18 protein-coding genes are annotated in these 20,074 nt (G+C 54.3%); 10 read left to right on the top strand and 8 right to left on the bottom strand.

The window, feature by feature from the left end; all coding sequences use genetic code 11:
- The first annotated feature begins 490 nt into the window (after positions 1–490).
- From ACYVHC_RS15920 to ACYVHC_RS15900, 5 genes are all read left to right on the top strand, one after another.
- Positions 491–2,551, top strand: coding sequence for a BatA domain-containing protein (locus tag ACYVHC_RS15920; protein WP_460614771.1), 2,061 nt, complete (start codon positions 491–493; stop codon positions 2,549–2,551).
- Between the two features lie 42 nt (positions 2,552–2,593).
- Positions 2,594–3,163 carry a DUF4199 domain-containing protein gene (locus ACYVHC_RS15915; RefSeq protein ID WP_460614770.1) on the top strand — a complete coding sequence of 190 codons (570 nt, stop codon included), beginning with the start codon at positions 2,594–2,596 and terminating at the stop codon, positions 3,161–3,163.
- A 40-nt stretch (positions 3,164–3,203) separates the two neighbouring features.
- Positions 3,204–3,731 carry a DUF4199 domain-containing protein gene (locus ACYVHC_RS15910; RefSeq protein WP_460614769.1) on the top strand — a complete coding sequence of 176 codons (528 nt, stop codon included), beginning with the start codon at positions 3,204–3,206 and terminating at the stop codon, positions 3,729–3,731.
- Positions 3,724–4,710, top strand: coding sequence for a glycosyltransferase family 2 protein (locus ACYVHC_RS15905; protein ID WP_460614768.1), 987 nt, complete (start codon positions 3,724–3,726; stop codon positions 4,708–4,710). Before ACYVHC_RS15910 ends, ACYVHC_RS15905 begins: the two co-directional genes overlap by 8 nt.
- Positions 4,711–4,782: 72 nt before the next feature.
- Positions 4,783–5,931 carry a glycosyltransferase family protein gene (locus ACYVHC_RS15900; protein ID WP_460614767.1) on the top strand — a complete coding sequence of 383 codons (1,149 nt, stop codon included), beginning with the start codon at positions 4,783–4,785 and terminating at the stop codon, positions 5,929–5,931.
- A gap of 44 nt (positions 5,932–5,975) precedes the next feature.
- Here ACYVHC_RS15900 and ACYVHC_RS15895 read toward each other — a convergent pair whose 3' ends face one another.
- Both ACYVHC_RS15895 and purB read right to left on the bottom strand, forming a co-directional pair.
- Positions 5,976–7,076: a glycosyltransferase family 9 protein gene (locus ACYVHC_RS15895; RefSeq protein ID WP_460614766.1), complete on the bottom strand. Its 1,101-nt coding sequence runs from the start codon at positions 7,074–7,076 to the stop codon at positions 5,976–5,978.
- An 81-nt stretch (positions 7,077–7,157) separates the two neighbouring features.
- Entirely contained in the window at positions 7,158–8,522 is a 1,365-nt protein-coding gene (purB, locus tag ACYVHC_RS15890) for an adenylosuccinate lyase (RefSeq protein WP_460614765.1), read from the bottom strand.
- Positions 8,523–8,687: 165 nt separating this feature from the next.
- Here purB and ACYVHC_RS15885 point away from each other — a divergent pair, with 165 nt between their 5' ends.
- Positions 8,688–10,841 (top strand): transglycosylase domain-containing protein, encoded by a 2,154-nt coding sequence (locus ACYVHC_RS15885; protein WP_460614764.1) that lies wholly within the window; start codon positions 8,688–8,690, stop codon positions 10,839–10,841.
- A 153-nt stretch (positions 10,842–10,994) separates the two neighbouring features.
- On the opposite strand, the gene ACYVHC_RS15880 is transcribed toward ACYVHC_RS15885, so the two are convergent.
- The 3 genes from ACYVHC_RS15880 to hemG form a co-directional block, all read right to left on the bottom strand.
- Entirely contained in the window at positions 10,995–11,930 is a 936-nt protein-coding gene (locus tag ACYVHC_RS15880; protein ID WP_460614763.1) for a TerC family protein, read from the bottom strand.
- Between the two features lie 66 nt (positions 11,931–11,996).
- Positions 11,997–12,794, bottom strand: coding sequence for a polyprenol monophosphomannose synthase (locus tag ACYVHC_RS15875; protein WP_460614762.1), 798 nt, complete (start codon positions 12,792–12,794; stop codon positions 11,997–11,999).
- A 171-nt stretch (positions 12,795–12,965) separates the two neighbouring features.
- A complete protein-coding gene (gene hemG / locus ACYVHC_RS15870; RefSeq protein ID WP_460614761.1) occupies positions 12,966–14,303 on the bottom strand; it encodes a protoporphyrinogen oxidase in 1,338 nt (445 codons plus the stop codon).
- A 171-nt stretch (positions 14,304–14,474) separates the two neighbouring features.
- On the opposite strand from hemG, the gene ACYVHC_RS15865 reads away from it, so the two are divergent.
- Both ACYVHC_RS15865 and ACYVHC_RS15860 read left to right on the top strand, forming a co-directional pair.
- A complete protein-coding gene (locus ACYVHC_RS15865; protein WP_460614760.1) occupies positions 14,475–15,008 on the top strand; it encodes a D-glycero-alpha-D-manno-heptose-1,7-bisphosphate 7-phosphatase in 534 nt (177 codons plus the stop codon).
- Positions 15,009–15,126: 118 nt separating this feature from the next.
- Positions 15,127–15,369, top strand: a complete 243-nt coding sequence (locus tag ACYVHC_RS15860; RefSeq protein WP_460614759.1) for a hypothetical protein — start codon at positions 15,127–15,129, stop codon at positions 15,367–15,369.
- An 87-nt stretch (positions 15,370–15,456) separates the two neighbouring features.
- Here ACYVHC_RS15860 and ACYVHC_RS15855 read toward each other — a convergent pair whose 3' ends face one another.
- Positions 15,457–15,612 carry a hypothetical protein gene (locus ACYVHC_RS15855; RefSeq protein ID WP_460614758.1) on the bottom strand — a complete coding sequence of 52 codons (156 nt, stop codon included), beginning with the start codon at positions 15,610–15,612 and terminating at the stop codon, positions 15,457–15,459.
- A gap of 170 nt (positions 15,613–15,782) precedes the next feature.
- A complete protein-coding gene (locus ACYVHC_RS15850; RefSeq protein WP_460614757.1) occupies positions 15,783–17,177 on the bottom strand; it encodes a type III PLP-dependent enzyme domain-containing protein in 1,395 nt (464 codons plus the stop codon).
- A 280-nt stretch (positions 17,178–17,457) separates the two neighbouring features.
- Between ACYVHC_RS15850 and ACYVHC_RS15845 the strand changes: the two genes are divergently transcribed.
- Complete coding sequence (locus ACYVHC_RS15845; protein ID WP_460614756.1) at positions 17,458–18,432, top strand: arginase; 975 nt, start codon at positions 17,458–17,460, stop codon at positions 18,430–18,432.
- A gap of 85 nt (positions 18,433–18,517) precedes the next feature.
- Positions 18,518–18,961, top strand: a complete 444-nt coding sequence (locus ACYVHC_RS15840) for a YbaY family lipoprotein (RefSeq protein WP_460614755.1) — start codon at positions 18,518–18,520, stop codon at positions 18,959–18,961.
- A 113-nt stretch (positions 18,962–19,074) separates the two neighbouring features.
- Here the strand turns inward: ACYVHC_RS15840 and ACYVHC_RS15835 are convergent, their stop codons facing one another.
- Entirely contained in the window at positions 19,075–19,842 is a 768-nt protein-coding gene (locus ACYVHC_RS15835; RefSeq protein WP_460614754.1) for a TerC family protein, read from the bottom strand.
- Positions 19,843–20,074 lie beyond the last annotated feature (232 nt).

The raw sequence follows: 20,074 nt of genomic DNA, 5'->3' as shown, positions 1-20,074 counted from the left end.
TGGTACTGCCTTCACCGGCGGGAGAGTCGGTCGCCGCCAACCTTATCATTTGCCAATGCCCCCTGCGACTTCGTGCTGCAGGGGGCATTTGTATGTTACCCCCCACCCGGTTCCCTTCCGCTTCCTGTCAGCTGGCACAGCCTAGTGTATACCTCACACTATTACTCTTGCGTACTCTACGTAGGAGCTGTACGGAATAAGGTTTCAAACCTCGGCGGAAAGGTATTCGACGTTTAAGTAGAATTGCTCAGTTCAGTCAAAGTTTAGCGTCAGTCTACTACACAATCGTTATGGATTGTCATGGCATATAACATTATAGTTTTGCTTAAAAGGACATTCAACGTATAGAGTTAGGGAGTATTTACTAGGGCTTGCTTTGCTGTAGACCCTTTACCTATTTATTATAGTCCGATTAAATACTGTCTTACTGCATCGTTTCGTAAGAGAACGTGTATAGTGTTTATCTTCACGACTACCCTTTCTCTTTTGCATGGCGTTTACCTATCCATGGTTTCTATTGGGGCTACTGGGCATTGCTGTTCCGATTGCAATCCATTTGTTTGAATTACGTCGTCCACAACGGCTGCTATTTTCTAATGTGGACTTCATTCAGGAAATCAAGCTAGTCACGGCTCGGCAACGGAGGATCAAGCACTTGCTGGTTCTGGCAGCCCGAATTGGATTAATTGTATCTCTAGTTCTTCTCTTTGCTCAGCCTTTTATTCCTGCTCCGCAAAGCAGTAACTCTACAAGTAGTACGATTGGCGTACTCGTAGATAACTCTCCCAGCATGCGGCAGCTAGGACAGAGAGACCAACCTGTTTTGGAGCATGCTATTCAGGAGGCTGCTGACTTGCCATTAGCCTTCTCTGCTTCTACCAGATTTGAATTGCTACCTAGTAAGCAGAAGCCACTCGATCCTGCGCAGTACCGGGCAGCGCTGGACTTGCTGCAAGTTAGCGGTCAAGCCAGCGCACTAGGTACCCAACTTGAGCAAACCCGATATAGGGACAATCTTGGGCCATTATTTGTCTTCTCTGACTTTCAGCGCAATAACTTTTCAGCCCAAGCCCTTCAGAAAATAGACCCGTCTCGGCAAGTATTTCTGGTACCCTTGGCCACTGGAAGCAAACCCAATGTATTCGTTGATAGTGTTTGGCTAGATGATGCTTTTGTGCGCGCAAACGCAGATCTGACATTGCACGTGAGGTTGCGAAATGGTGGGACACAACTTGCAGAAAATTGCCAGACTAAGCTGTTCGTTGGCCGACAGCAGGCGGCTTCCTTTCGTGTTTCGGTGCCAGCTCAGCAAGCTGTTGTTTCTCAGGTCAGAATTCGATTGACCAGTAATGAGGTGCAGAAATGCCGGGTTGAGATAGAAGATTTTCCGGTTGATTTCGATAATACCTACTTTTTTACTCTGCAGCCTGCTGCCCAAATACGGGTAGTAGAAGTAGCGGCTGAAAGCACGCTTGGCCAGCTATATGGCAATGAGCCGTTATTTGGTTATCAGCTAGCCTCTCCTCAAACAGCTGATTATCGTAAAGTAGCGGCGGCAAACCTGATAGTAGTTCGCGAAGCCTCCATTCTTTCAGCAGGCATGCGCGAAAGCTTACGGCGAGCAGTGCAGCAAGGTGCAACGCTAGTAGTTATTCCTGCTGCATCAGTAAATAGTCGCGAGTCATATGGGCAGTTGTTTCGTGAGCTTGGGCTAGGGCCTGTACAATGGTTACCCTCGCCTCAGAATGGCCCGGTGTTGCAGGAAGTGGCTATGCCGAGTGCCCAAAATCCATTTTTTAAGGATGTTTTTGCGGCGGCAAATCCTAGAGCCGGGATGCCAAAAGCTGCACCTGTGCTACGCTGGGCCCGTTCAGGCGCAGAAGTTTTGCGAATGCGTGATGGGGAAGGATACCTCTCGGGCTTTTCTAGCGGCTCAGGAATGGTGTATGTGTTCGCTGCACCTTTTAGCGCTCCGTACTCCGACTTTGCGCAACATCCGCTGCTAGTACCTACCATGTATCGGTTGGCAATGCAAAGCTATCAGCAGGAACAGCAGCCAGCGTACCGGCTTAACCAGCCCTCTGTAAGCGTGCGGCTGCCCGTGTCCACTGATGCTAGGGGTGCCGAAGCAGTTTACCGCCTAGTACAAGATAGCCTCAGCTTCATTCCTGTGCAGCGCACGCAAGGTGCTTCGCTACGCCTGGAAGTGCCACCAACTCTTCGCCAGCCCGGATTCTACTCGTTGCAGCGCGCTGGCAAGACGGTTGCTACTTTGGCCTTCAACTTTGATAAGCGCGAATCTGACTTGCGAAGTTACTCCGCTGCTGATCTTCGGCAGATGGTAGGTTCCAGCCATCCTAATGTGCAGGTATATGAGGTAGGAGAGGGGCAAACGGCAGCCGCCCGCTACAAGGCTACTCGCGTAGGTGTGCCGTTGTGGCGCTATTGCTTATGGGCCGCACTAGGCTTCCTGCTCTTGGAAGGCCTGCTTTTGCGCTTCAATCGGCAGAAGACCCAGGTACCTGCCGGAAGTCAAGGAATGGCAGCCTAGTAATAATCGGGAATAGCGGTGTGGTGCATTTAGCGCATCAGATTGCAGCAGGAGCTTGTATCTTGCTGCCTTTATCATCTTTTGGCTTTGGCATCCACTCCATCCTCTCCTAACCCCGTTGTCCGTACTGCTGCTTTGTGTGGCTTGGTTGCGGGCGCGCTTTGCATTAGTTGGGTACTGTTTCTGTACCTCTCTGATAACAACCCCTATGGCCCAAAACGGACGTTATCGGACTTCTTTCCGCCTATTGCGGCTGTAGTCAGCCAGATTCTACTGCGGCGTTATTATGCCGAGGGGCCCGGTCTATGGAAAGCTATTGGGGTAGGAATGCTGACGGCCCTGGTAGCGGCCGGTATAGCCGCTGTTGGTTTATACACCTTCTCGCGATTAACAGGCCCGGCACTGATAGAACAACAGCTGGTTGAAGCCAAGCAGCTACTGGAGGCCACCAAGGCAATGTATCAAAAGCAGGTCAATGGTATGCAGCAGTATGAGGCCACCTTGCGCAACCTAGCCCGTACACCAGAAGGCTTTGCGCAGGATGAACTGTTTAAAAAGATGTTTTTAGGCGTGTTGTTGAGTATCCCGAGTGGGGTGTTTTTGCGGAAATAATCTACCTTCCAGCATTCATCTTCACATATTCTCAGCTTTTATGGAAAACACGACTACCACAACGACTACCACTTCATCCGTTGGAATTCGCTATGGATTGATAACGGGCATCCTGTCTACTATTTTATCGTTCTTGCAGTTAACCTTGGTAGAGGACCCTGAAACCCCTCTGCGGTGGTTAAGCGGTGTTGTATTTATTATTGGTATTGTATTGGCCCATAAGTATTTCAAGCAGCATAATAGCGGCTTTATGAGCTACGGACAGGGGCTCACAGTTGGAGTTATCGTATCAGTAGTGGCGGGCATTATCAGCAGTGTGTTCAGCTACATCTACATCAACTTCATTGACCCCGACTACATGAATCGGGTAATGGACATTACCCGCAGCCGCATGGAAGAGCGAGGTATGGACGATGCTCAAGTTGATCAAGCCATGGCCATGGCCTCTAAGTTCAGCAGTGGGCCAATCACCATTATTTTTGGATTATTAAGTGCTTTGCTGATAGGTTTTATCCTGTCGCTAGTCATTTCGGCCTTCACCAAACATACCCGTCCTGAGTTTGAGTAAGCGTCTTTCGCAGTTTTTTCCCGTTGAGCTTTCCTTGGTTATTCCGTTGCTCAACGAAGCCGAGTCCTTGCCGGAACTCACGCGCTGGATTCATCGGGTGCTTACGCAGCACGGGCTAACGTATGAGGTTATCCTAATTGATGACGGCTCAACGGATAATTCCTGGGAAGTTATTGAGGAGCTGGCTGCTGAGGATGTGCATATCCGGGGCATCCGGTTTAACCGCAACTACGGTAAGTCGGCGGCACTGAATGTGGGCTTCAAGGAGACTACCGGTCGGGTAGTATGCACCATGGACGCCGACCTGCAGGACTCGCCGGAAGAATTGCCGGAACTGTACCGCATGATTACCCAGGAAGGCATGGACTTGGTGAGCGGCTGGAAAAAGAAACGCTTCGATCCGCTCAGCAAAACCATTCCTACCAAGCTGTTTAACGGCGTCACCCGGTGGATTTCGGACATACAGCTTCATGATTTCAACTGCGGATTGAAGGCCTACGACAGCCGCGTGGTGAAGAGCATTGAGGTGTACGGCGAAATGCACCGCTACATCCCGGTGATTGCCAAGTGGGCAGGCTTCCGCAAGATTGGCGAGAAGGTGGTGCAGCACCAGGAGCGCAAATACGGCACGACCAAATTTGGGCTCGAGCGATTTGTGTACGGCTTCCTTGATTTGATGAGCATCACGTTTGTGAGCCGATTCCGGCGGCGGCCCATGCACTTTTTTGGTGCCCTGGGCACAGTGTCTTTCTTGTTCGGGATGTTGATTACGCTCTGGCTGGTAATTGAAAAAGTGTGGCTGGCAAGCCATAATGTGCGGGCCCGCGACGTAACAGCGCAACCGTTGTTTTTCCTGGCGCTGGTGGCCGTAATAGTGGGCGTACAGCTCTTTTTAGCGGGTTTCCTGGCTGAAATGGTGCAACTTAACGGCGCCAACCGCAACGACTACCTCGTAAAAGAAAGGCTCAACCTAAAGTAAGCTTTTATTCAACACGTCATGCTTTGGCTTCGGCCGGGGCATGACGTGCTTTTTCTACCTAAGCTGAGGCGCATGAAAGTTGTGATTATTGGGCCAGCGTATCCGTTGCGGGGCGGGCTGGCGACTTACAACGAACGACTAGCGAGAGCGTTCAAAGAAGCCGGCGATGAAGTCCGCCTCGTTACCTTTTCGTTGCAGTATCCCGACTTTTTGTTTCCGGGCCAGACTCAGTTCAGCACCGGCCCGGCTCCCGACGACCTGTCCATTGAGGTTAGCCTGAACTCGGTGAACCCGCTGAGCTGGTATCGGGTTGGCAACAAGCTACGACAGGAGCGGCCCGACCTAGTTATATTCCGGTTCTGGCTGCCGTTTATGGGGCCCGCCTTGGGTACGGTGGCCCGCCTGATCCGGCGCAACGGTCATACCCGCATTGTGGCCATTACTGACAATGTGGTTCCGCACGAAAAGCGTCCCGGCGACCGGCCGCTTACCCGTTACTTCCTCGCTGCGTGTCATGGTTTCGTGACGATGAGCCGGGCCGTGCTGGCCGATCTGCGCCGCCTGCATTTCCGGCAGCCGGCCCAGTATAAGCCCCATCCACTCTACGACAACTTCGGGCCCCTAAAGCCTAAGTCGGAAGCCCTACACGCCCTAGGCCTCGACCCCAGCTTTGGTTACCTGCTGTTTTTTGGCTTTATCAGGGCCTATAAAGGACTCGATATTCTGCTGCAAGCGTTTGCCGATGAGCGGCTGGCTAAGCTCCCCGTGAAGCTAATTATTGCGGGAGAGTATTACGAGGATGCCGCACCGTATGAAGAACTCATCCAGCGGTTTCAGCTAGAAAACCGCCTAGTACGGGCCACCGACTTTATCCCGAATGAGCAGGTAGTAGACTATTTCTGCGCCGCCGACATGGTTGTGCAGCCATACAAAAACGCCACGCAAAGCGGCGTATCCCAGATTGCCTACCACTTTAGCCGGCCCATGCTGGTGACGGATGTAGGCGGCCTGGCCGAGCTGATTCCGAATGGGGAGGTTGGCTACGTAGTGGCACCTAGTCCGAAAGCCATTGCCGATGTCTTGGTCGACTTCTACGAGCATGATCGGGAGCAAGAGTTTACGGCCGGCGTGTGGGCTAAGAAGAAGGAGTTTTCGTGGGAGGAAATGGTGAAAGCTCTGAAGGAAGTAGCTCAAAAAAATCAGTCGTCATTGGGAGTGTAGCATTACGCTCTCCCGATGACGACTGACACAAGAAGTGGTACGTGCTACACTGGCACACTAGCCTCTACCGCCGCGAAAACCTTGGCTGCAGGCAGATCCTCCATGCAACTGGTTTCGCCGAGCTTGCAGGAGCCGCGGTAGAAGCATACGCACTCCCGGTTGGGCTGCACCAGCTGGCCGCGCCCGTACAGATCGAACTCGTAGGGGTTAAAGATATTATTCATCAGGATGGTAGGCTTGCGCAGCGCAATGCTGATGTGCATGGCCATGGTTACCTGCGTCACGATGCCATCCATCTGATGCATCAAGTTGATGAACTGCTGCAGCGGGAACGTGCCCAGGTACGTTGCGCCGGTAGCGGCCTGCAGGCGCTGGTTGCGCTCATCTTCGGCCTCGCCGCCCAGCAGCACCGGCGCGTAGCCGGCCTGCTGGAGTTGCTCAATCAGCGTCACCCACTTGTCATCCGACCAGAGCCTGGTCGTCCACCGGTCGCCGCAGCCGGTGTTCAGGCCAATGCGAGGCCTAGTAGCGGGTAAGGCGCTCCAATCGTATCCTTTGTCGTCGTGGGTATCGAACACGTATTCCTCACCCCGAAACTCGTAGCCGCACAGCTCGAATATTTCCTGCACATAAGGCTTCTGATTTTGTAGACTCAGCTGGTCGAAAACGCCGGTCAGGAACTTGTGGTTGGCCAGTCTATTGCCGGGCCACGCTACCCCGTATTGTGGGTGCAAGGTGTACCCGAACTTTTCGTGGGCCTTAATTGAATCGTGCAGGGCGCAGGCTTCCTTGTCTTTATCAAGGTTGAACAGGATATCGAACTCGCGCTGCTGGAGGTGCAACACGGCCGGCAAATCCAGCTTGAGCACTTCTTCAATTTCACCTTGGGGCAGAATAGCGGGCGTGAGCGTGAGCCACGTGATTTTACAGGCCGGATACTCCTGCCGCAGCCGGCGCAGCAACGGAGTCGTCCGAATTACGTCGCCGATGGCCCCGAGCTTGATAATGAGGATGCGCTGCTGAATAGGCGTGTACACCGGGCAGCCCTGGCACTGGTAGCCGTGCTCCTTGTTGGGGCGACAGGGAATATCACCGCGAAAATGGCGGCAGTCAGGATGAACGGTGATGCCGTTGAGGTCGGGCATTTGAAATAGAAACTTGGAAATAGGAAGCCACTAGGCCTTTCATACTCAGCAAGGTGCAAAAGCTACTAGGCCGCTTTCGGCTTACATGCCCACGTAGTTGGTGGGGGAGATGGCGCGCAGCTCGCCCTTTACTTTGTCGCTCACTTCCAGCGTATCAATAAACTCGCTGATGGTTTGCTGCGTGATGGCGCCGTGCGTGCGGGTAAGCGCTTTCAGCGCGTTGTACGGATCGGGGTAGTTCTCGCGGCGCAGAATGGTTTGCAGCGCTTCAGCTACTACCGGCCAGTTAGCCTCCAGGTCGCGGTGCAAAGCGGCTTCATCCAGGGCCAGCTTATCGAGACCGCGCTGCAGAGCCGTGAGAGCAATGAGGGTGTGGCTCAGCGGCACGCCTAGGTTGCGCAGTACGGTAGAGTCGGTGAGGTCGCGCTGGAGGCGGCTGATAGGCAGCTTGGCCGAGAGGTGTTCGAGCACGGCATTGGCCAGGCCCAGATTACCTTCGGCATTTTCAAAGTCGATGGGATTGACCTTGTGCGGCATGGCCGAGGAACCCACTTCGCCGGCTTTAATGGTCTGGCGGAAATAACCCATCGAAATATACTGCCACACGTCGCGAGCCAAGTCAATCAGAATGGTGTTGAGGCGCTTGAGGGCGTCGCAGAGGGCGGCTAGGTGGTCGTAGTGCTCAATCTGGGTGGTAGGGTGACTGCGCTTCAGGCCCAGGCGGCCTTCCACAAACTGGCGGGCGAAATCGTGCCAATTGGTATCAGGGTAAGCGACATGATGGGCGTTAAAGTTGCCGGTAGCCCCGCCAAACTTGGCTCCGAACGGAATCTGACCTAGTAACTCTACCTGGGCATCGAGCCGGGCCACAAACACCTGTACTTCCTTACCTAAGCGGGTAGGGGAGGCCGGTTGGCCGTGCGTGCGGGCTAGCATCGGAACAGAAGCCCAGTCGTTGGCGCGGGCGGCTAGCTGGTTGCGCACTTTGGCATAGGCCGGCAGCAGCGTATGAATCAGGGCGTGCTGCAGGCTAAGCGGAATGGCGGTGTTGTTGATGTCCTGCGAGGTCAGGCCGAAGTGAATAAACTCCAGGTACTGCCCCAGGCCCAAGGCCGTAAACTCGTCGCGCAGAAAATATTCTACGGCTTTTACATCGTGGTTGGTTACCCGTTCGTGCGCTTTTACGGCTTCAGCATCCTGCTCCGTGAAGCTGGTATAGATGGCTCGTAGGCTTTCGAACACGCCCGGATCAACTTCCTGTAGCTGCGGCAAGGGCAGTTCGCAGAGAGCAATAAAGTACTCTACTTCTACCAGCACGCGGTAGCGAATCAGGGCCAGCTCCGAAAAATAAGGGGCTAGCAGCGCGGTCTGACGGCGGTAGCGCCCATCCAGAGGCGAAACGGCAGTAAGGGAAGTAAGCTGAGCGTAGTCGACAGTGGCAGACATGCGTAGAAGGAAGAAATGGCCAGGACAGGTCAAAGGTAGCGGAAGCCAGCGCGCAAGCCAATCGGGGCGCTGTCCTTTTTCGCTACCTTTGCTGAACGAGCGGCGGCGGGTTCGGCACGAATCTAGCAGGCCCGGCCGCGACTTCCTTTCTCCCGAACTGTTCGCGTGACTTCAGCTACCAAGAAAAAAATCGGCATCGGTCTGGGCATCCTGGCGGCGCTCTTGCTCCTAGGCCTCAGTATTTTCCTGATAAAGCGGCAGCAGCTGCTCGACTACGCCCTAGTGCAAGTGAAAGCCAAAGTAGAGCGTAAGTACCCTGTGGTGCTCACCCTGGGGCCTGCGCGTTTTACTGATCTGAATACGGTAGAGCTGAATGGCATGAGCTTGGTGCCTACTGCTAGCCCCGATACTCTGATGCGGGCCAAAGCCATCCGGGCCTCGCTGAGCGTGCGCAGCTTGTTTGCCGGCCGGCCTGTGTTCAGCAACCTCGAAATCAACGATGCGCAGCTGACGGCCCTCCAGAACCGTAGCGGCCGCGACAACTATTCCTTCCTTTATAAAAAGAAGAAAGGCCAGCCTACGGTACCGCGCGACACCACGAAGGGCACCAATTACGGTTTACTAGCTAACCAATTGCTGGAAGCCACCTTCGATAACATTCCGGACGAAGCTGATTTCCGCAACTTCCTGGTTACCTACCAGAGCCCGCGCCACGTGGCCTCCCTGGCCATGCCACGCTTGGCCATTGAAGACGGCGCCATCACGGGGCAACTTACCGCTGTTATTGACTCCGTAGAAAACCGCGTAGGGGTTCAGGGTCACATTGATGCTAGTGAGTACGAGGTAGATGCCAAGGTGTTCGGCCTCGACCGCCGGCCCGTAGTGCTCCCGTATGTGCAGCGCCGGTATGGCGCGCGCGTGCAGTTTGATACCATTCGGGTAGGCCTCACCAACAAAGACCTGAATGGGGCCGATGAACTCACGGTGAAGGGCACCGCCGCCGCGACCAACTTCATCGTCAATCACCCCAAGCTCTCTGACAGCGACGTGCGGTTTCCGCGCGGCGGCATTGACTTCGTAATGAAGCTAGGGCAGGCTTCGTTTGCTTTGGAAAAGGGCACACGGGTGCTCCTGAACAAGATGGAGCTGTTTCCGGAGCTGAGTGTGCGCCGTCTGCCGGTACCGGAGCGCGTGATTGGCAAGGAAATTAATGGCCTTAAGAACCGCAACCAGATGCTGGCCGGCATGCAGGTAAACCTGAAAGTGGAGTCAAGCGAGACAAAAGCCAATGACTTCTTTGCTTCTCTGCCCGAAGGCATGTTTGAAACGCTGGAGGGTACGCAGGGCGAAGGCACGCTTAAGTATCATCTCATGGCCGCCCTGGACATGAATAACCTCGATAGCCTTCAGTTCGACTCGGGGCTGCAGGCCACCAAGTTTCGGATTACGCGCTTCGGCCGCGAAAACCTGAACAAGCTGAACGAGGAATTCCCGTACACCGCCTACAACGACAAAGGCGACTCCGTGAAGACGTTCCTGGTAGGAGCTTCAAACCCAGAGTTCACGCCATACAATGAAGTTTCTGATTACCTGAAGGCCGCCATCATGACGGCCGAAGACCCGCGTTTCCTAACGCACCGGGGCTTCATGGAAAAGGCCTTCGTAAAGTCGGCCATCCAGAACATTAAGGAGCAGCGCTTTGCCCGCGGCGGCAGCACCATTTCCATGCAGCTCGTGAAAAACGTGTTCCTGACCCGCAAAAAAACGCTGGTTCGGAAAGCTGAGGAAGCGCTGATTGTCTGGATTATTGAAAATACCCGCTTGGCCTCGAAGGAGCGCATGTTTGAGGTATACCTCAACATTATTGAGTGGGGCCCGAAAATTTACGGCGTGCACGAAGCAGCTCAGTTTTACTTTGATAAGCAGCCTTCCAACCTTACGCTCACGGAAAGCCTGTACTTGGCTAGCATCATTCCGAAGCCCAAGTACTACCGCTATTCCTTTAATGAGTACGGCGAGTTGCGGGGTTCTGCCCGGTACTTCTACCGGCTTATTGCTGGCCTGATGGCCCGTAAAGGCCTGATACGGCAGAGTGACTACGAAAACCTGGGCTACAGCATCAACATCAACGGCCCGGCCCGCAAATACATTGTGCGCGCTACCCGCGACACGGTGCGCACCGTAGTGCCGGCTGATTCTTCGGAGTATGAGCCTTTGAACCTGATTGACCTGCTAGGGGGTAATACCGCTCCGGACGCCGGGGCAAACCAGGAAGTGCCGGCTAACCCGCCAACTACTGAGCCGAATAACAAACCCTAGTTTACCTCAGTCCGCGCTCAACACCAGATTGGTAGGCGCGAGCAGTAACGGCTGAGAAAGGATTTGTACTAGCATATAAAAGGGATAAGACCGCACCTAATGCGTCTTATCCCTTTTGCTTATACTAAGGGGCTAGTAAAAAGAAAGCGGGAGCTATTCCGTAGAAATGGGTTGCTCTTTCTTGGGTAGCAACAACGAAAGCGCCACGGAGCCGAACAAAATCAGACCAACTACGCCCAATGAAATGCCCATTGGGATGTGCAGGAAATCGGAAACCAGCAACTTGCCACCAATAAAGACCAGGATGAGGGAGAGGCCATAGTGCAGGTAATGAAACAGGCGCATCAGGCCTTCCAGCGCGAAGTACAGGGCTCGCAACCCCAGCAGCGCAAAAACATTGCTGGTATACACAATGAACGTATCGCGGGAAATAGCCAGAATAGCCGGAATAGAGTCAGCCGCAAACACTACATCGGTGGTTTCTACCATCACTAGTACTACCAGCAGGGGAGTGGCGAACAGCGTCCCGTTCTGGCGCACAAAGAATTTGCCTTCGTGCAGGCGGTTGGTGATAGGCAGATGGCGACTCAGGAATTTAACCACCGGATTGTTGTCGGGGTCCAGCTCTGGTTCGCTGGCGTTGAGGGCCATCTTCACGCCAGTATAGATCAGGAAAGCACCTAGTACGTACAGCAGGAAGTGAAACTTGGCCAGCAAGGCGGCCCCGGCCAGAATAAACGCAGCCCGTAACACCAGTGCCCCAATGATGCCCCAGAACAGGATTTTATGTTGGTACTGCTGTGGCACCTTGAAGTAGGTGAAAATCAGCAGGAACACAAACAGGTTATCGACGCTCAGCGACTTCTCAATGAGGTAGCCCGTCAGGAACTCCATGGCCGCCTGCTTGCCCAACCAGCGGTATACCAGGTAGTTGAACGTAAGCGACAGGGCAATCCAGAAGGCGCTCCAGCCCAGCGCCTCGCGCATGCGCACCACATGAGCCTTACGGTTAAACACCAAAAGGTCAATCAGGAGCAATGCCAGCACGAAGGCGTTAAAGCCGATCCAGAAGATAGGAGTATTTATCATGGGCCGCAGTAAGATACACGATGGGCTTGAAATACCATCGGCAGTAGCTGAAAGCGGCTGATAAGCTTACCGGGTTTCGGTGCTCGGGCTGGTAGAAACTGCTGGCCCAAGGGCCGACTGCGGCTCGGTAGCTGCCCGCTCGAAGTTACAAAACCAACTGTCGATTTTCATTTTTACTACCCCTAGTAAGGCTTCCTTGAAAATGCCCGAGCTCATTTTGGACGCCCCCCGGGTGCGGTCAGTGAAAATAATAGGCACTTCCTTGATACGGAACCCATATTTATAGGCCAGCCACTTCATCTCAATTTGGAAAGCGTAGCCCACAAACCGAATGCGCTCTAGCGGAATAGTGCGCAGCACCCGGGCCGTGTAGCATTTGAAACCGGCCGTGGCATCCATAATAGGCATGCCCGTAATGAAACGCACGTAGGCCGAGGCAAAGTACGACATCAGCACGCGGTCCATGGGCCAGTTGACCACGTTTACGCCCTGGATGTAGCGCGAGCCGATGGCCAGATCATAGCCCTGGTGGGCGCAGGCGTCGTGCAGCCGGATGAGGTCTTCGGGATTATGCGAAAAGTCGGCATCCATCTCAAATATATATTCATAGCCGCGGGCCAGCGCCCACCGAAACCCATGAATATAGGCCGTGCCGAGGCCTAGTTTGCCTTTGCGCTCTTCCAGAAATAAACGCCCCTCAAACTCAGGTAGCAGCCCCCGCACAATGTCAGCAGTGCCATCGGGAGAGCCATCATCAATGATGAGCACATCGAAGGGGTGGGGCAATGAGAATACTTTGCGGATAATGAGTTCCGCATTTTCCCGCTCATTGTAGGTAGGTATCAGGACAAGCCCGTTATTCATTGCCCAAAGGTAGAGGTTTGTTTTATGTGCTCATGCGTAAGTGGCGGCATGAATTCAGTAAAGCATAGATACCCAAAAATGATGTACCGTTGCCTTCAAGAGCAGCACTAGGCTAGTAACAAACAAGAGTACTAAAGAAGTTTGAAGTAACGGTTTGCCTCTGAGAAAGGCCTAGCGACTGGCTAAGGTGGCGGCCAGCTGGCGGGCCTGGCGCACACAATCGGGCACACCAACGCCAGCGCGCCAGTTGGCCGCAATATATAGCCCTTTACTAGTCAGGGCATCGGCAGCCGCATGCGCGGGTACAATTCGGGCATCAAACTGCGGAATGGCGCGCTCCCAGTAATAGCGGTACTGCCACACCGGTGCCGCGCCTGCCCTAATACCATAGAAACGGCTTAGCTCCTGATGCACAGCTGCTTTTTGCTCACCTTCTGACTGGCTGGCCTGCTCCTGGTACTGGCTGCCTCCTACAAACGTGGTAAACAGCACCTGGCCTGCGGGCGCTCGACCGGGGAAGATAGAACTGGTCCAGATGCTGCCGGCGGCGTAAGGGTTTTCTGCTTTAGGGTTTAACGCCCCAAATCCGTCGAGCGGATGCGTTACGTCGGCCTGGTTATAAGCGGAGTAGATGGCTGCCATGGCCGGGTAGCTAACCTGCGCAAAGGCTGCCGCGGCTTCCGGAAATTGCGCTTGCAGCAGGGGGGCGGCAGCGAAGGCCGGCAAGGCCAGCACAATCTGCTGGTAGAGGCGCGGGGCCGGGCCAGCGGTAGTTTCTACTTCCCAGCGGCCATCATCATCGGTGCGGTGGTGCAGGTGTGTAACAGTTTGGCCAAAATGGGCCCGCCGTAGTTTACTGGCCAGCGTATCGGTCAGGGTTTGGAGGCCGTGTTGCAGCGTAAAAATTCGGCGGCGCCCACCGGCCGCACTTTTGCTTTTCATCAGGCCCCGCAATACGGAGCCGTGCTGCTGCTCCATGGCCACGAGTTGGGGAAACGTTTTGTGCACCAGCAACTGCTCCGGGTCGCCGGCATAAATGCCGGAGATGAACGGGTTCAGGGCATAGTCTACCACTTCAGGGCCAAACCGCCGGCCGAAAAAATGTGCCAGCGTTTCCGTCGGGTCGGCGGGCAGGGGAGGGCGTACTAGCTCCCGCAGCAGGTTAAACCGCCCTTTCAGGCTGAAAAATCCGCTAGTGAGCAGGCCCGGCGGGGAAGCAGGTAGCTTCTGGTATTTCCCGTCGCGGAGCACATAGCGGTTCTGGCTTACGGCTGCAGCCTCCTGCATCTGACTTGTTAGCCCCAGGCCATCTAGTAACTCGCGTAGCTCCTCCGAAAGCTGCAAAGAGTTGGGGCCGGTTTCCAGCAGATACTTGCCGTTCTGCTCGGTGCGGATGTTGCCACCCGGGCGGGGTGCCGCTTCAAACAGGTCGTAGTCGACGCCGGCGCGCTGCAGGTACCAGGCCAAGGTGAGGCCCGAGATGCCGCCGCCCAGAATAGCAATGGCCATTTCGGAGGGGTTAGAGAAAGTGACAAAGGAAAAGGTGCTAGCAGCAAAGGTAGAGCACAGCAACTGGAAATAGCCGCTCACTAGCTTCGCTTTCCTACTCAAGTCGGTAGGAGGCTCACTCCAGATGCGGGAGCTACCTTTGCCGTCTCTTTCACGTCCGTTACTACCCTTATGGTTTCAGCCAACCCATTTTCAGCCAACAAAGCCGTATTCCTGGACCGCGACGGTGTGCTGAACGCCGAGATAGGCGAGTATGTGTGGGAGCCGGAGAAATTTGTGGTGCTGGAGGGCGTGCCCGAAAGCCTAGCTCGCCTCAAGCAAGCCGGCTACTACCTCATTGTAGTTACTAACCAGGCCGGCATTGCCAAAGGCCTGTACACGCCCGAGCACGTTCAAGCCTGCCACGCCAAACTGCAGCAAGCCGCTGGCAACCTCATTGATGCCTTCTATTTCGCGCCGGGGCATCCTAGCGTATCCGAGTCGTTGCTGCGGAAACCCGATTCACTGATGCTAGAGAAAGCCATAGCCCGCTTCCAACTTGACCCAAGCCAGTGCTGGATGATAGGCGACCGGTTGCGGGATATGCAGGCGGGTCAGAAAGCCGGCGTCCGGGGCATTCTGGTGGGGCCCGATGAGCCAAGTAGCTTCAATCTTCACCTCCCTGATTTGCCCGCCGCTACGGCGTTTATTCTGCAAAGCAGCTAAGCCTACTCAAGTATAAACATCAAAAGCCAGCGCCGCCCTATGTTAGGGGCGGCGCTGGCTTTTCAGGCTGGCTGGTTGATGCGCTTACTGCTGGTCAGCAGCTACCACCGTACTAGCCATGGCTGGAGCCGCAACCTGGGTGGCCGGCTTTGTAGCCGAATACGCTGGGCACTGTGTTTTGCAGGATGCGGTGCCAAACAGCGCAACAACTCCGAGTATGAATATTTTTTTCATAGCAAAGTTCAAAAAAATGTTTTTACAAGTGGCAGGTAACCAGTTTCTTATTAACCACTTAGAAGCAATAACGATTCCAACTTCTCAAAATTGTTTAGCCAGAAGAAAAAATATAGAAATTGGATAAATGCAAAAAGCCTTCTTCCGCAAGGAAAAAGGCTTTAGCTAAGTAGAGTGCCTAGGCGACAACCAGAGCGGTTGTGTTTTCAGGTTGTTACTGGCGCTCCGTGCTAGTACCGTGCTGAGCCGTGATGGTCGACGAAACGCGCGAGGCATCTTTTGTGCTGGAGTAGGCCGGGCACTGTGATTTTTTGTTGCAGGAGCCTAAGCCGAGGGTAGCCAAGCCAGCAAAGAGTAGCAGTTTTTTCATGAGCAGTAATGAAGTAAAGTATGGGACGCGCCCGCAGTTAAAAGTTGAAGGGTAAAGGTAGAGGAACGCACAACGAGGTGCAACCAGCCTGACATTTAGTTAGCTAAGTAGCTGGCTAGGGCCCACAAAACGGGCAAGTTTCCGTTGAGGAAACTTGCCCAGCATTGCAATTAGTAGCCCAGAATCTGCATCATGGCTTCGCCTTTCTGCTCCTCGGCGAATACGCGGTCCGTGAGGGTACCATCTTCGGCGCGGTCCAGAATCACCATTTTAGGAGCCGGAATCAGGCAGTGCTTGATGCCGCCGTAGCCCGAGAGGCTTTCCTGGTAAGCGCCTGTGTGGAAAAAGCCCACGTACAGCGGCTTAGCGTCTGTTGGCTTGCGCTCTGGCAGAAACACCTGATAAATGTGCTTCTCGGCGTTGTAGTAGTCCTGCGAGTCGCAGGTGAGGCCCCCAAGCTGGAGCTTCTTGTACTGCTTGTTCCAGCCATTGAGGGCCAGCATGATAAAGCGCTGGTTCAGGGCCCACGTATCAGGCAGGTTCGTGATAAACGAGCCGTCAATCATGTACCACAACTCCTTGTCGTTCTGAAGCTTCTCGTCCAGGATGCTGTAGATAGTAGCGCCCGACTCGCCCACGGTGAAAATGCCGAACTCCGTAAAGATATCGGGCTCCGGTACGTTTTCCTCGCCGCAAATACGCTTGATGGAACGCAGCACTTCGGCAATCATATAGGGGTAGTCGTACTCCTTCTGAATGCTGGTCTGGATGGGCAAGCCGCCGCCAATGTCAATGGTGGTAAGGGTAGGGCACACCTTGCGCAACTCGCAATATTTGTGCACAAACCGGCTCAGCTCCGACCAGTAGTACGACGTATCCTTGATGCCTGTATTGATGAAGTAGTGCAGCATCGTGAGCTCAAAGCGCGGATCATTCTTGATCTTTTGCTCATACAAGGGCAGCGCATCAGTGTAGCGAATACCCAAGCGCGAGGTGTAAAACTGGAAGCGTGGCTCTTCATCGGAAGCCAGACGCATGCCCACGTTGCACTTTTCGCGCACGTTGTCGTGGTAGTAATCTACCTCGTTTGGCGAGTCGAGGATGGGCATGCAATTCACGAAGCCGTCGTTGATGAGGGCGGTGATTTCGCGCTTATATTCCTCGGTTTTGAAGCCGTTGCAAATTACATAGGTGTCCTTCGTGACCTTGCCTTTGGCGTGCATGGCCCGGATGATGTTGGTATCAAACCAGGACGAGGTTTCGATGTGCACGTTGTTTTTGAGCGCCTCTTCTACCACAAAGCTGAAGTGCGAGGCCTTGGTGCAGTAGGCGTACGAATATTTGCCCTGATAACCGGTTTGCTCAATACCCACCCGGAACCACTCTTTGGCCCGCTGAATCTGGGACGAGATTTTGGGCAGGTAGGTAAGGCGCAGGGGCGTGCCGTGCTTTTCCACTAGCGCCATCAGGTCGATATCGTGAAAGCGCAATTCGTTCTGTTCCACGCGAAACTCATCGGTCGGGAAGTCGAAGGTTTGCGAAATCAGGTCGTGATAAGTATCCATTAATGGAGGTTCTGAGGAGATTTTTGAAGTGATGCAACCGCGCCACTCAGCCTAATGAAAGAAAGCTGGGCAGCTAGTGTAATGTTCAGCTTACAGGATTTCTAAACCCGACAGCTTTTTCCGAACTTAGGACCCGCAAAGATACCCCCTCGCGGGGGTTTTGGTTGTGCTTTGTTCGTTGGTTGCGCCGGAAGGCCCGCGCGCGTCAAGCCTGAGTGGTGGTTTAGCCACTCAATCGGCAAGCATCTAAACCACTTAACCTCTTATATGCCAATGTAATATGCGACGCATTAAGCTTCTGGAAGTCCGCTCCGAAATTGGGGCCGGAACCCGTGGCGCCAGCCTGGGCGTAGATGCCCTGAAGGTAGCCTGCCTGAATAAAGGCTGCGACTACTTTCGCCGGTTCAACTCGGTTAGCGTGCCGGACCTGAACCATGTGCTCTTCGAGAAAAATCATTTTCCTAAAGCCAAGCACATCGATTCTATTTATACGGTGCAGAAAGGCATTGCCAGCGCCGTAGAGCAAACGCTCCGCTTTGGCGAGTTTCCGCTGGTGTTAGCCGGCGACCATAGCAACGCCTCGGCTACCATTGCCGGCATTAAGGCGGCCTACCCCCACAAAACGCTAGGCGTGGTGTGGGTAGATGCCCACGCCGACATTCACTCGCCGTACACTACCCCCTCGGGCAACATGCACGGCATGCCTATTGCCATCAGCCTCGGCGACGATAACCGCGAGTGCCAGCGCAACCATGTGGAGCCCGAAACTGAATTTTTCTGGCGCAAGCTCCAAAACCTGGGCGAGCCCGGCCCCAAAATCACCGGCGACCACCTCGTGTATGTGGTAGTGCGCGATACGGAGCACGAAGAAGATGCCATTATTGAGCGCCTGGGCATTAAAAACTACAAGCTAGACGAGGTGAAGGCCAAAGGCACCCGGCAGGTAGCCCGCGAAATTTTTGAGCGGCTGCGCTTCTGCGACATGGTATATGTGTCGTTCGACGTGGACTCGCTGGATTCGCGCTTCTCGAAAGGCACCGGCACGCCCGTGGTCGATGGCCTGAACGTGGAAGAAGCCATTAGCCTATGCCGCGCGCTGCTTGATAATGAGCGAGTGGTGTGCTTTGAGATGGTGGAAATCAACCCTACCCTCGACAACGAAAACACCATGGCCACCAACGCCTTCGATATTCTGGAAGCGGCTACTGATGCGATTCAGAATCGTCTGCGCATGGAAGAGGTAGTAAGCCGCTAAACGGAGCCCATCAGAAGCTTGACAAACTGGAAAAAGCGGATACATTCGTGCACTTTCGTTGCGTTTGTATCCGCTAGCTCTTGTTATGATGATAACCCGTTTGCTTTCTGGCCTGGGCCTGGTGGCCCTGCTGGCTTCCTGTACTGCTACCCCTTCCTCGCCGGGCAACGCCGGAGCCAGCACGGTGCCGGTAGTGGTGAAAGATTCCGTTACGGGCACCGTAACGTACCGGGAGCGGATAGCCCTGTCGCCGACAGCGGTGGTACGTGTGCAGCTGCAAGATGCCTCTTTGCAGGATGTAGCTGCTACTATTATCGACTCTGTCACGATTAGGCCCAACGGCCGGCAAGTACCCATTGCGTTTGCTCTGCGCTACGATACGGCCCAGATTCGGCCGAATAATACCTACGTAGTGCAGGCCCGCATCAGTGACGGGGGCCGGTTGCTGTACCTCTCCGATGTAGCTTATCCAGTACTGACGCGCGGCAACTCCAAGCGTGTTGAGATGCTACTGCGGAAGGTGAGGTAGGCCTCATGTTCATTGATTACTAGGTCATCGACAACGCCAAAGCCCCGCCGATTAGGTTGCTTTTTAGAAGCATCTGGTCGGCGGGGCTTTGGCGTTGTCGATGACCTAGTAAATTATCTACTGCGGTGCTGGTAAGGCACTCCGAAAAGCCACGACGAGAGAATGGGCAGGGCGAATACGGCCACGGTCAGCACGGTGAGGCCAGCATCGGCGGCTTCGCTGGCCAGGAAGTGGCTAAACGGATGATTTGGCTGGAAATGCTCAAACAACGAGAGCAGCAGCTTGAGGCCCAGAATACCAATGACGATAAAGGCTGCCGTTTCCAGAAACGGGTATTTGCCCATGAGCAGCACAAAGGCCTGGGCCACGAGCCGCATAGCCAGAATCCCGATAAACACACCCAGGCAAATCAGAATCAGGTTATCAGTGAAGGCCACTACAGCAAACACGTTGTCGATGGAAAACGCTAAGTCCATCAATTCAATAAGCGCCACTGTGGCCCAAAACGGACCTAGTAACCCCAGCGTGCTGCGGTAAAGCCAGCTTTTCTCTTTGTCAAGGTCATCGTCCTCGGAGTTGCCGTGCTTGCTAGTGAAGTGGTCGTAGGCCAGATAGAACAGGTACAGGCCGCCCAGGGGCTTTAGGTACCAGAACTTAATCAGGAAAGAAGCAAACAGAATACACAGCCCCCGGAACACATAGGCCCCGATGATGCCGTAACGTAACGCCTTGTGGCGCTGCTCTTTCGGTAAGTCGGAAACCATAGTGGCCAGCACCGCCGCGTTATCCACGGAGAGCAGACTTTCAATGATGATGAGGTTACCCACAATAGCCAGCGCGGCCACGGGGTTGTCGAGGATTTGTTGTAGATGGACGTTCATGCGGGGGGCGCAAGATACAAGTTGGCGCTATACACGCAGGTAACAGGGTGCGGGTTGGGCTTTGCGCCGTCTTTTTGCCTAGTAGGCAATCGGCTCAGAACCAGGAAACTCGCTAGCATGGTAATTTTTTCGGAGGCATCCGGTCGGGCTTTCTACCTTTGCACCAGCGGCGGCCTAGGGTGGCAGCCGCGTTAACTCCCTATGAAGCCGATTGTTTGGACCCGAAATCAAC

Source organism: Hymenobacter seoulensis (assembly GCF_054780535.1).
Note: the sequence above shows the minus strand (reverse complement) of the source record. Positions and strands in the feature narration are given on the sequence as shown.

What these genes read in the sequence shown, in the direction of transcription:
- ACYVHC_RS15860 (WP_460614759.1), top strand. Translation starts at nt 15,127, where the DNA reads ATGGCTGGAGCCGCAACCTGGGTGGCCGGCTTTGTAGCCGAATACGCT.
- ACYVHC_RS15865 (WP_460614760.1), top strand. Translation starts at nt 14,475, where the DNA reads ATGGTTTCAGCCAACCCATTTTCAGCCAACAAAGCCGTATTCCTGGAC.
- ACYVHC_RS15835 (WP_460614754.1), bottom strand. Translation starts at nt 19,842, where the DNA reads ATGAACGTCCATCTACAACAAATCCTCGACAACCCCGTGGCCGCGCTG.
- ACYVHC_RS15895 (WP_460614766.1), bottom strand. Translation starts at nt 7,076, where the DNA reads ATGCCCGACCTCAACGGCATCACCGTTCATCCTGACTGCCGCCATTTT.
- ACYVHC_RS15880 (WP_460614763.1), bottom strand. Translation starts at nt 11,930, where the DNA reads ATGATAAATACTCCTATCTTCTGGATCGGCTTTAACGCCTTCGTGCTG.
- hemG (WP_460614761.1), bottom strand. Translation starts at nt 14,303, where the DNA reads ATGGCCATTGCTATTCTGGGCGGCGGCATCTCGGGCCTCACCTTGGCC.
- ACYVHC_RS15855 (WP_460614758.1), bottom strand. Translation starts at nt 15,612, where the DNA reads ATGAAAAAACTGCTACTCTTTGCTGGCTTGGCTACCCTCGGCTTAGGC.
- purB (WP_460614765.1), bottom strand. Translation starts at nt 8,522, where the DNA reads ATGTCTGCCACTGTCGACTACGCTCAGCTTACTTCCCTTACTGCCGTT.
- ACYVHC_RS15845 (WP_460614756.1), top strand. Translation starts at nt 17,458, where the DNA reads ATGCGACGCATTAAGCTTCTGGAAGTCCGCTCCGAAATTGGGGCCGGA.
- ACYVHC_RS15850 (WP_460614757.1), bottom strand. Translation starts at nt 17,177, where the DNA reads ATGGATACTTATCACGACCTGATTTCGCAAACCTTCGACTTCCCGACC.
- ACYVHC_RS15920 (WP_460614771.1), top strand. Translation starts at nt 491, where the DNA reads ATGGCGTTTACCTATCCATGGTTTCTATTGGGGCTACTGGGCATTGCT.
- ACYVHC_RS15910 (WP_460614769.1), top strand. Translation starts at nt 3,204, where the DNA reads ATGGAAAACACGACTACCACAACGACTACCACTTCATCCGTTGGAATT.
- ACYVHC_RS15875 (WP_460614762.1), bottom strand. Translation starts at nt 12,794, where the DNA reads ATGAATAACGGGCTTGTCCTGATACCTACCTACAATGAGCGGGAAAAT.
- ACYVHC_RS15900 (WP_460614767.1), top strand. Translation starts at nt 4,783, where the DNA reads ATGAAAGTTGTGATTATTGGGCCAGCGTATCCGTTGCGGGGCGGGCTG.
- ACYVHC_RS15840 (WP_460614755.1), top strand. Translation starts at nt 18,518, where the DNA reads ATGATGATAACCCGTTTGCTTTCTGGCCTGGGCCTGGTGGCCCTGCTG.